At 65.3% G+C, this 11,110-nt stretch carries 8 protein-coding genes; 3 read left to right on the top strand and 5 right to left on the bottom strand.

Going from position 1 to position 11,110, the window contains the following annotated elements:
* The first annotated feature begins 35 nt into the window (after nt 1-35).
* A complete protein-coding gene (locus tag G6N38_RS24180) occupies nt 36-494 on the top strand; it encodes a GNAT family N-acetyltransferase (RefSeq protein WP_163752331.1) in 459 nt (152 codons plus the stop codon).
* On the opposite strand, the gene G6N38_RS24175 is transcribed toward G6N38_RS24180, so the two are convergent.
* The 3 genes from G6N38_RS24175 to G6N38_RS24165 are packed head-to-tail and all read right to left on the bottom strand — an operon-like array spanning nt 481 to nt 2,730.
* Nucleotides 481-945 (bottom strand): PH domain-containing protein, encoded by a 465-nt coding sequence (locus tag G6N38_RS24175; RefSeq protein ID WP_163750501.1) that lies wholly within the window; start codon nt 943-945, stop codon nt 481-483. The genes G6N38_RS24180 and G6N38_RS24175 overlap by 14 nt on opposite strands.
* On the bottom strand, nt 942-1,421 hold the full coding sequence (gene ribH / locus G6N38_RS24170; protein ID WP_163750500.1) for a 6,7-dimethyl-8-ribityllumazine synthase: 480 nt from the start codon (nt 1,419-1,421) through the stop codon (nt 942-944). Before ribH ends, G6N38_RS24175 begins: the two co-directional genes overlap by 4 nt.
* 37 nt (nt 1,422-1,458) lie before the next feature.
* Complete coding sequence (locus tag G6N38_RS24165; protein ID WP_163750499.1) at nt 1,459-2,730, bottom strand: bifunctional 3,4-dihydroxy-2-butanone-4-phosphate synthase/GTP cyclohydrolase II; 1,272 nt, start codon at nt 2,728-2,730, stop codon at nt 1,459-1,461.
* A gap of 284 nt (nt 2,731-3,014) precedes the next feature.
* Here G6N38_RS24165 and mgtE point away from each other — a divergent pair, with 284 nt between their 5' ends.
* Nucleotides 3,015-4,400 (top strand): magnesium transporter, encoded by a 1,386-nt coding sequence (gene mgtE, locus G6N38_RS24160; RefSeq protein ID WP_163750498.1) that lies wholly within the window; start codon nt 3,015-3,017, stop codon nt 4,398-4,400.
* Between the two features lie 29 nt (nt 4,401-4,429).
* Here mgtE and G6N38_RS24155 read toward each other — a convergent pair whose 3' ends face one another.
* Nucleotides 4,430-7,048, bottom strand: a complete 2,619-nt coding sequence (locus tag G6N38_RS24155) for a beta strand repeat-containing protein (RefSeq protein WP_163750497.1) — start codon at nt 7,046-7,048, stop codon at nt 4,430-4,432.
* Between the two features lie 76 nt (nt 7,049-7,124).
* On the opposite strand from G6N38_RS24155, the gene G6N38_RS24150 reads away from it, so the two are divergent.
* A complete protein-coding gene (locus tag G6N38_RS24150) occupies nt 7,125-7,505 on the top strand; it encodes a hypothetical protein (RefSeq protein ID WP_163750496.1) in 381 nt (126 codons plus the stop codon).
* Nucleotides 7,506-7,988: 483 nt separating this feature from the next.
* Here the strand turns inward: G6N38_RS24150 and G6N38_RS24145 are convergent, their stop codons facing one another.
* Nucleotides 7,989-11,093 carry an Ig-like domain-containing protein gene (locus G6N38_RS24145; RefSeq protein WP_163750495.1) on the bottom strand — a complete coding sequence of 1,035 codons (3,105 nt, stop codon included), beginning with the start codon at nt 11,091-11,093 and terminating at the stop codon, nt 7,989-7,991.
* Nucleotides 11,094-11,110 lie beyond the last annotated feature (17 nt).

The raw sequence follows: 11,110 nt of genomic DNA, 5'->3' as shown, positions 1-11,110 counted from the left end.
GGCCGGCCACAAGCATTACCGTCGACGGCGTGCCCATGACGCGGATCACCCGCCTCACCGAGTCGGACTGGGAGCAGTTCGCCGAACTTCGACTGCGGGCACTCACCGACACGTTCGGCGCAGCGGACCAGCAATACCTTGTCGAGGCGCGCTTCACCGCCGCCGACTGGCGCAGGCGGCTGCGCGATCACGCCCAGTTCGTGGTGGTCCTGGCCGGTCGGCCCGTCGGCATGGTCGCCGCCTACCAGGAGAGCACTGAGACGGCCTACGTGTACTCACTGTGGGTCGACCCCGTGGCGCGCGGGCGCGGGTTTGGCCGCCGCCTGGTGGTCGCGGCGCTGGACTGGGCGCGCCGGCGCGGGGTGCGCACCGCGACACTGCGCATGGCCCCCGACAACACCGCGGCGCGCACGGTGTACGAGGGCCTCGGATTCACCGAAGTGCCCACCGGCGGCGCCGCGGGCGAAGTGGTGATGAGACTCACGATCCGGTGATGTCGGGCCGGTACTTGGTGAGCAGCGTGCGCAGGGTGTCCATCGCCGCCACCGCGCGGTCACCGTCGATCGCCTGGACGGCCAATACCGGGACGTACTCGTAGTCAGCCAGGTCCAACCGGGCCCACCGGGCGCCCTGCGGGAACGACACACCGACCACATCGCTCCACGGGACAACCCGCTCGGTCAGGATGTTTCGCACCCCGACACCGGCCGGGCCGACCCGCACCCGCGGGGTCGCCAGCAGCAGGATCGCGGCAGCCAGAATCACCCCGAGGACAGCCATCGACACCTGATCGGCGGTCTGGATGAAGGCCCCGGTGTAGCGAATCTTGAGCAGGAAACCGACCACGATGCCGGCCGTGGCGATGACGAAGGCCACGATGTAGGCGACGTACGGCGTCCGGCGGGGCCGCAGCACCACATCCCAGTCGCTGTTCGCCGTGGTCATGCCCTGCGTAGGTGGCGCAGCGTCAGTGCGGTCGACAGCGCGGCGGCGGCGGCTTGGGCGCCCTTGTCCTCGGCCGAACCGGGTAGCCCGGCGCGGTCGAGCGCCTGCTCCTCGTCGTTGGTGGTGAGCACTCCGTTCGCCACCGGCGTCGAGGCATCCAGCGAGACCCGGGTCAAACCCTGGGTGACGGCGTCGCAGACATAGTCGAAATGTGGTGTCTGACCACGGATCACGACACCAAGCGCGACAACCGCGTCATGGGTACGGGCGAGTTCCTGTGCTACGACCGGGATTTCGATGGCACCGAGCACCCGGACGACCGTCGGACTCGGCACCCCGGAATCCTCGGCCACTCGACGGGCGCCGTCGAGCAGCGCGTTACAGATTTTCGAGTGCCAGGTGCTGGCAACGATCGCCAACGACACGTCCGAGGCGTCCATCTCCGGGAAATCCGGGACGCCCGCTCCTCCGCTCATTGACCCGCTCCGCAAGCGTCGCGCCCGGCCCTCACCCTCACAGCGCTCCCCCGAGATCGCCCGGCACGACCTCGTCGAAGTCGTCGAGTCCGGTCAGGTCGTGACCCATCCGGTCACGCTTGGTCATCAGGTAGCGGATGTTCTCGGCGTTGGCTCGCACCGGCAGCGGAACCCGCTCGATGATGTGCAGCCCGTAGCCGTCCAGACCCACCCGCTTGGCCGGGTTGTTGGTCAGCAGCCGCATCGAGCGCACCCCCAGATCCACCAGAATCTGGGCGCCGATCCCGTAGTCGCGGGCGTCGGCGGGCAGCCCGAGCTCAAGGTTGGCGTCGACGGTGTCGGCGCCGGCGTCCTGCAGCTGATAGGCCTGCAGCTTGTGCATCAGGCCGATGCCGCGACCTTCGTGGCCGCGCATGTAGAGAACGATGCCGCGGCCCTCCCGGGCCACCATCGCCAGCGCGGCATCCAGCTGCGGACCGCAGTCACAGCGCCGCGAGCCGAACACATCGCCGGTCAGACATTCTGAGTGCACCCGCACGAGGACGTCGTGGCCGTCGTTCTCCGGCCCGGCGATATCGCCCCTGACCAGTGCGACGTGCTCCACCTCTTCGTAGATGCTGGAGTAGCCGACCGCCCGGAATTCCCCGTGCCGCGTCGGGATCCGCGCTTCGGCGATCCGCTCGATGTGCTTCTCATGCTTGCGGCGCCACTCGATGAGGTCGGCGATCGAGATCAGGGCCAGGTCGTGTTCGTCGGCGAAAACCCGCAGCTCGTCGGTCTGCGCCATCGAGCCGTCGTCTTTCTGACTGACGATCTCGCAGATGGCACCGGCGGGTTGCAGGCCAGCCAGCCGAGCCAGGTCGACGGCGGCCTCGGTATGGCCGGGCCGGCGCAGCACGCCACCATCCTTGGCGCGCAACGGAACAACGTGGCCGGGCTTGGTGAAATCCTCCGAAACGCTGGTCGGATCGGCCAGCAGGCGCATGGTCGTCGCCCGGTCTGCGGCCGAAATCCCGGTCCCCACACCAACTTTGGCGTCGACGGTGATGGTGTAAGCGGTGCCGTGCTTATCCTGGTTGACCGCGTACATCGGCAGCAGGCCGAGCTTGTCGCAAATCTCGCCGGACAGCGGGACGCACAAATAACCGGACGTGTAGCGGACCATGAACGCGACCAGTTCCGGTGTCGCCTTCTCGGCGGCGAAGATGAGGTCGCCCTCGTTCTCGCGGTCTTCGTCATCGATGACGACGACGGCCTTGCCCGCGGCGATATCGGCGACCGCCCGTTCGACGGTGTCCAGCCTCGTCATCCTTGCTGCCTGCCCATTTCTCGCGTGATGCTGCTGTAGACAGTATGAACCACCCCAGACCGGCGACTATTGCCTGTCCTGTTCAGCGGCCCAGTCCGCCCTCTCCCGCCAACCCCGATGGTGAATATCTGCAGGCCAGCCACGCGGTGTGACGTACGTGACAGGACGGACTCAGGGGGTGAATTGCAGATGAACTCTGGGTGCGCACCGCCGCCTCGACGGCTTCCACCAGCCGGATGTGCGGTCTTATACCTCCGAACAAGATCCCAACGCTGAGGAGTGTGATGAAGAGTCCCGGTCTCGATGTCGGCGTGCTCGGTGTTCTGCCGGTGCGGGCCGCCCAATTGGACTCCCCCGAGGCGGTCGACGCATGGCTACGCTCGGCGGGATCCGTCGAGCGGAGCCGCCAAGTCGGCGCCATGTCCCGGGCGAGGCTGACCAGCTTCGTGTCGCTGCTCGATGCCACGACGGGCCCCGAACTGCTCGGCTCGATCGACACCGACCTGGCGACCCGCATCGTCGGTGCAGCGGACACCGCGCAAGCGGCCCGCTGGATGAAGGCCATCGAAACCGACGAAGCCGCCGAAATCCTTCGGCGGCTGAGTAATTCGACCCGTGACACGTTGCTGGACCAGATCGGTGGTCCACAGGCGGAGGTCCTGCGCGAGGTGCTGCGGTGGCCGCCGACCTCGGTTGCCGCGCACATGCTTCCCGACGTGTTCACCATCCCGGACTCGATCACAGCCGCCGAGGCGGAGGAGTTGGTCCGCACCCAGAGCGCCCAGGTGCGGGGCAGGGCCCGGCACGGTGCACTGATCTACGTGACCGACGCCGAACGCCGCCTGATCGGCTTTCTGGATTTCCAGGATCTGGTGCTGGCTCACCCAGACCAGCCGATCGCGGAACTGAGCAGCCAGGACCCCGTCTGGGTCCGTCCTCTGGTCGACGCCGAGCAGGCCGCCCAGTCGCTGGTCGACTACGACCTCGCGGCGCTGCCCGTCATCGACGACCAGCGCCGGCTGCTCGGTGTGCTCACGGCCGACGCGGCGGCCGACATCATCGACACCGAGGCGACCAGGGCCGCCGAACGCCAGGGCGGCTCCGAACCACTCGAGGTCCCGTACCTTCGCGCATCACCATTTCGGCTGTGGCGCAAGCGCATTGTGTGGCTACTCGTACTGTTCGCCGCCGAAGCGTACACCGGCACGGTGTTGCGCGCGTTCGAGGACGAGATGGAAGCCGTCGTCGCCTTGGCTTTCTTCATCCCACTGCTGATCGGCACGGGCGGCAACACCGGGACCCAGATCACCACGACGCTTGTGCGTGCCATGGGAACCGGCCAGGTACGCCTGCGTGATCTGCCGCGAATCCTGGCCAAAGAAATGTCGACAGGCTTCCTCATCGCCGCGACGATGGCCGCAGCCGCCATCATCCGCGCATGGACGCTGGGGGTCGGGCCGGAAGTCACCGTCACGGTGTCGTTGACGGTCGCCGCAATCGTGCTGTGGGCATCGCTCGTGGCCTCGGTGCTGCCGCCGTTGCTCAAGAAGTGCCGGGTGGATCCGGCGGTGGTGTCGGGGCCGATGATCGCCACGATCGTCGACGGCACCGGGCTGATCATCTATTTCCTGATCGCCCACGCCACACTGCCCCAACTCGCGGGGCTGTAGCCGATCAGCTCAGACGCAAAGCATCGGTGTCAGTTGCCGGTGGTCCTGGTGCCCGAGCCGGCGGCCCATTGCGCCCAGAACTTCGACGGGGTGCCGACGTTGACCACACCGTTGGTGACGGTGTAGTAGCCGTCGTAAACGGTGAAGGTGTTGGCAGTCGCTGTAGTACCGAACGTGCCGCCGGCGCTCCACGAGATGGTGGTCGTGCCGGAGCCCCAGACAGTGACAGATCCGGTGGCGAGGGTGTACCCAGCACCTGTCCCGGCGGTTATCTTCGTGTTGGGAATGCTGTCGCCATCGGGATCGCTGATCGTCATCGTGCCCACCGTGCAGGCGTAGAAGGCGCAGGTAATCCCGCCGAAGCCGGTTATCACGGGCGCGCTATTGATCGCGTAGATCGGCACACTGAGTGTGTAGTTGGCAGTGCCGCCATAGCCGTCGCTGACCGTGACGGTGAATGTGTCATTCATGCCCGCGGAAGTGGCACCGATCTTGGCGGCCGCGTGACGGACTGTGTTTGACAGGGTCCCGGTGTAGGTGAAGCTGCCGTCCGAGTTGAACGTGAGCGTGCCGCCCTGGGAGCCGGTGGTCGCGCTGTACGTCAGCGTGTCGCCGTCCGCGTCGGTTGCCGTGAACTTCCCGGTGCTGGTCTGCGTCGACGTAGCTGAGCCAGTGTCGTTCGTGGACCCGGACAACGACCCCACGGTCGGGGCGTTGGTGAGCGTCAATGTGGGCGCGGTGTTGGTGACAGTCGGAGTGACGGGCACGGTCAGGGTGACCGCGCGGCCGTTGGCGTCGGTGGCGATCACGGTGAACGAGTCGGCAAGCCCACCGGTGTGCCCCAGACCCGAGTTGCGCGTGTAAGTGAAGGCGCCGGTGGTCGAGTTGAACGTCACCGTTCCCTTCGTCGGGGCGGTGCCCAGACTGTAGGTGAACATTCCGGTGTCCGCGGTCGGGGCCGGCACCGAGCCGGTGACGACGTTCGGCGTGGAGGTGTTGACGTTGGACGGAGTGATCGAGCTGGTGTTGGGCACCGTAACCGTCGTGACGGTATTGCCACCGTGGCCGTCGGCGACCTGCACCTGGAAGCTCTGGGAGGCGCCGGCTGTCGACGTCGATGCGTAGGTGAAGGCGCCGGTCGTCGAGTTGAGCGTGACGATGCCGCCGTTGTTGGCGCCGTTTTTGGTGTAGGCGGAGTTGCCGCTCAGTCCGTTGACCGACGAACCCACCAGGGAGTACGTGAGGGTATCGCCGTCGGAGTCACTACCGTTGACGGTGCCGCGCACCACGCCCAGCGTGTCCGCGCTGCCGACAGTGCTGGACACGGTTGGGGCGCTGTTCACCCCTCCGACGATCTGAATCTTCTCGGTGACCAGGTAGTTCTTGCCGTCGGCCCCCTGTACGGTCACCTGGACGGTGTCGTACGGGTTGGCCGAGGTTCCCGCGTGGAAGTACGCGGCACCGGGAGTTGTCTGGGTGTACGAGAAACCGCCGGTCGCACTGTTGATCGTGACCAGGGCACCCCAGGCCGATGTGTAGGTGTTCCCGGACGCCGGCGAGAAGCTCGCCGCGACGCCATTCTGATCGACCGCATGAAACGTGCCGTACGCGTACTCCGAACGCGTTCCCACGCTGCCCAAATCGATGGTCGACGGATAGCCGGAGTTGTAGGTGGTGCTCGTGGTGAAAGTGCTGTCCCCGGGCGACGGAGTGTTCGCAACAGTGAGGATCTTGATCTGGAAGGTCAGCGTGTAGGGAGCACCGTCCACGGACGTCACCGGAATGCTCACCGTGTCGGACTGACCGGCCGCGCCCGCCGCGAAGAAGGCCACGCCGGGAAGCGTGTTGGTGTACGTGTATCCACCGCCGTAGGTGTTGATCGTGACCAATCCCCCCCACGCCGACGTGTACGTGTTCCCGTCCGCGGGCGCGAAGCTCACCGAGTTCCCGTTCTCATCGACCGCACTGAACGATCCGTTCGCGTACTCGGAAGCCGTCTCGGGGGTCAACCCGAGGGTGTAAGGGGTTCCGGAGTTGTACTGAGTACCGACCGTAAAGGTCTGTAGGGCGGCCATCTCCTGGAACCGCTTGTACAAGGCGACCAGCACCACGTAGGTCACGATCGTGAACGGATTCACCTGGGCGGCAGTCCAAGTCGGCAACACCGTATTCCACGCCTCTGCCGGGCTGCTGTACACGCCACCGCCGAGGGCTACCGAAGCGGCGATCTTGGTGTCCAGACTGGTGGAGTCACTGAGGTCAGACCTGGTGACGGTCGCCCCGGTGGTCGTCTTGATGACGTCAATCTCGATCTGGGCCGGGTCATAGGTGCCGTTCAGCATGTCCGTGAAGACCGTCGCCGTCCCGGCGACGGCTGCAGCCATGATCTTGTACGGCGTGATGATGCCGAAGGTGCTCGCCGCTGAGTCGATGGTGAACGGCGGCACTACCCGGTTCAGGAAGTCGCCCCACGCGTTGAGGGTGTCACTGAACGAATAGCCGGGGATCGCCGAGGTGACGAAAAGGTGCAGTATGCCGATGAGATCGGGAACCCACCGCGCCGGACTGCCTGCGACCGGATTCGCGACCAAGGCGTCGAGCTGATTGTCGATGGTGTCGAGACTCTGATCAATTTTGTAATTGGTCACTGCGACGAAGTTGTGCGGCGTTCCGGGCCAGCCGATGAGTCTTTTGAGCGCCCTCTGCACGGTAGCGACCCACACAGTGTTGTCGGCCGTCGCAGCGGCGGCCGGCACCGCGGACGCGGCGGGCGAGGCCGCCGCAACGGCCGCAGCCGATACGGCAGTCTTCGGCGCGTCAGCGATGGGCTGGACGGTGCTCGACGTTTCCGTTCTGGTCGAGGTTGCGGTGGCGGGGGTGGTCGAGGGCGTCGAGGCGGCACCCGCGGCGGTGGTTCGGGTCGAACCGGATGCACTGGCGGCCGACGAGGAGGGGGCCGCCGACGATTGCTTACTTGACGGGCGCGTACGCGCAGATCTGGCCGTGCTCTTGGAGTTCGAGGAATTCCCGGAATCATTCGTTGAGCTCGGCTTGGATCCGGAATCCGACGAACCGCCGTCTGCGGCAGCCGACGCCACTCCTTGACCGGCGGATACCGCCAGACCGAGCCCCACCGCAGCGGCGAGAATCCCGTTGCGAGCCAAGCGCTTCCGGTTACGAGCTACCTGTTTCCGGTGGCGAGCCGCATGCTTCCGGTGGCGACCCGCGCCCTTCTTGGAACTCAACGAATCTCCCGACTGACACGTCACGCCACCCACCGGCAACGCAACATCGCTCACAACTCTTCACCGAAGCCAGTTTCAGTCAGGCCTTGGAGAAACCTGCCGACCAGCGTGTTCGGCAAAATTATCCCGGATTCGTGTCGCGATGTGGCGTTGAGCGCGCGACTGACAGCACATTCACAAAGAGATCACCCGAATTTGCGCACACTGCGGGAACATTCGACGATCCGGCTCACCTCGTGCTGGCATTGCTAGCACTGACGCGAGTCAGTTGTCGACGGCACCGGGCTGATCATCTACTTCCTGATCGCCCATTCCGCACTGCCCCAACTCGCGGGCCTCTGCCCTACCAGGTCTTCGTTACGCTGGAGGGCGTCGTCTGGACCACGCCGTTGATGACGGTGTAGTAACCGTCGGTCACCGTGAGCGTATTTCCACCCCACAGCGTGCTGGTGGAGACGCCGCGGCCACCGAAGGTGAAGCTCGACCCGTTGTGCGTGAACGAAAGACTGTCTCCGTCAGCATCATCCACCTTGATCGTGTTGACGTTGCCGGCGAACTTGCCGCCACCGGAGATGGTCGGCGCACTGTTGGTCGCGTAGACCGCCACCTTCACCGCGAGGGCGGTGGTGCCGCCGTAGCCGTCATCGACCGTGATGTCGATGTAGTCGTTCACATCGCTATCAGCCGCGCCAATCTTGGCCGCCTGATGGGACTGCGCGTTGCTCACGGTTCGGGTGTAAGTGAAGGTGCCGTCGCCCTTGAGGACTACGGTGCCGCCGTTTCTCGTGCTCAGGGTGATGGTGTTGGTGCCAGTCGGGGCGGCCTGCCCGTTGATCGATATCGGGTCACCGTCGGCGTCGCTCCATTGGATCTTGCCGGTGGTGGTCTGCGTTGTCCCGCTACGAGTTCCGACCGTCGGTTGGGTGACCAGCGATACCGCAGGTGCGTTGTTGGACACCGACGGGGCAACATTGATCGTCGCAATGATCACCGACTTACCGGTGGAATCGGTGGCCCTGATGGTGAACGAATCGTTCGGGGTCGTGCTGTGACCAAGGCCGCCAGTCCGCGTGTAGGTGTAGGTGCCGTCGGAATTGACGACCACACTGCCCTTGGATGGGCCGCTGCCCAGGCTGTAGGTGAGCCCAAGGCCGCTATCACCCGACGGAACATTCAGATGGCCGGTCACGACACCGGCGGTGGTGTTGGTGTTGGTCTGCGGCGACGGCGTCGTCAGCCCGGTCAGGGTGACGGTCGCCGTGGTGGTGCCACCGTGGCCGTCGTCAACCTTCACCTGGAACGAATCCGAGGTGACCCCAGCCTTCGGGATGTAGGTGAACGAAGTGCCATTCATCGTGATGATGCCGCCGTTGGAGCCGTATACCGAGCCACCCGTCGCGCCGACCAGGGTGTAGGTCAGGCTGTCGCCGTCGCCATCGGAGCCGCTCGCGATGGTGCCACGCACCACGCCCATGCCGGAACTGCTGCTATTGCTCACATTTCCGCTCAACGTCGGTGCCGCATTCTGCTTCTCGATCGGGATCGAGTAGGTCACCGCGGTGGTACCGCCGAAGGCGTCGCTGACGTTGACAGTGAACGTGTCACCGGGGTCACCAGCGACCGCATGGTCGTGCCAGTAACTGTCCGAGACGCCGAACCAGGCGTACTTCTGCAAGGTGTAGCTGAATGTCCCGTTGGCGTTCACCGTCACCGTGCCGCCGTTGGCGGTGGTGTAGGTCCCGGCTGCAAAGGTAACCGGGTCGCCATCGGCGTCCGTGTAACGAAGCGTGCCCGACGTGTCCTGCCGGTCGTAGGGACCCACGATGCGCGTCAGCGCCGAACTAGCCACTGTCACACCGTTACCCACCGGTGGGCTGTTCCCCACCGTCGGGTTGACGTTGACCACCGCGATGGTGACGGTCTTTCCGGTGCTGTCGGTGCCAAGGATCGTGAACGAGTCGTCCGTTGGCTGAGAGTGGCCGGCCGCGGTCCTCGTGTAAGTGAAACTGCCGTCGGCGTTGAGAGTGACGGTGCCCCGCAGAGGATTTGGGGCGGTACCGATGCTGTAAGTCATCAGCCCGGCGTCGCTGCCGTTGGCGAGGTTGCCGGTGACCTTGCCCGGCGTGGCGGTGTTGATGTTCGTCACCGGCGATGTCGCGCTCACCGGAACCGTGACGGTTGTCGTCGAGGTGTTGCCGTAGGCATCGGTGACCTGAACCTGGAACGAGTCGGAGGTGGCGCTCGATGCCCGGTTCGGGATGTAGGTGTACTGCCCGTTGGTCATTTTCACGATGCCGCCGTTGGCGGTGTACGCCGATCCCCCGCTACTGGCGCCGACCAGCGCGAAGCTCATCGGGTTGTCCGGGTTCGTCGGCGCAGAGACGGTGCCACGAACCACGCCCAGCGGCGAGGTGCTGCCGACCGTGTTGTTCATAGACATCGCCGGCTGGTTGTACCAGACCGTGACGGTGACGGTTTTCTTGGTTTCGTCACCGTTCGGCATGTACGGCTTCGACACGCTGATCTGGCCGTCGCCCTGCGCGAGGACTGTCATGGTGAATGTCAAGGTCTTCGGTGACTTGTCGCTGGACAACGGATTCCAGTCCCACACCGTCCAGTTCATCCGCCCGTTACCGGCGTCGACAACGGTGACCGTGAACCGGCTGTCGTTGGGCTCGGTGAATCCGAACGAGGTGATTGGGTCGCCGTCGGCATCGTAGAACTGCACGTAACCCGAGACGGTCGTCCCGCTTCCGTTCGGCAGATGCTGACTGGTCTGCTTCATGTCGGTGACCACCGGGGCGTGATCCCTGGCAACGTCGGCAAACCGCCGGAAGATGGCGACCACGAAGACGTACATGGTGAGCGAAACCGGATTCGGAGCCTTGAGGTCAATTACCTTGTCCAGCACCGTCTTCGGGGAGAGGAACGCACCACTGGCGGCCGATACGATCCGGCTGTCCCCGATCGCGGTGAGGTCTCCGCCGGCGAGATCGTGCAACGCACCGGCTAGCGCCACCGCCTCGGTCACCCACAGCATCGGGTCGGGGGTCTGCGCGATGTTCATGATCTCAATGGCGCCCGCGAGCACTGCCGCGGTGACGGATGCCTGGGTGATGGTCGACGGTGCGCCATCCACCATCTTGAACGGTGGCACGAACTCGTTGATGAGGGTAGCGAGCCCGTTGAGCCCATACGACAGCCTGTCGACCACGATCGAGGGCTTGAAGAACGCGTTCAAGAAGGTCAGCGGGAATTTGAGCCATCCGTTGACCGCGGTGAGCGGGGCCGCCATCAGCGCGTCGAGTTGCGCAGCCCAGGCGTCCAGCGTTGTCTGGATGGCGTAGTGCGCTGGGGTGGTGATTGGGCCCGCGCCCTCCTGAACGGCGGACAGGTCGCCGTCCATCGAAGACGCAGCCGCAGAGGGTGCCACGGCGGCAGCAGCCACGGCCCTGGCCGCGGTAG

Source organism: Mycolicibacterium helvum (assembly GCF_010731895.1).
Lineage (GTDB): Bacteria > Actinomycetota > Actinomycetes > Mycobacteriales > Mycobacteriaceae > Mycobacterium > Mycobacterium helvum.
The sequence above is the reverse complement of the archived record's forward strand: the minus strand, read 5'-3'. Positions and strand labels throughout refer to the sequence as shown.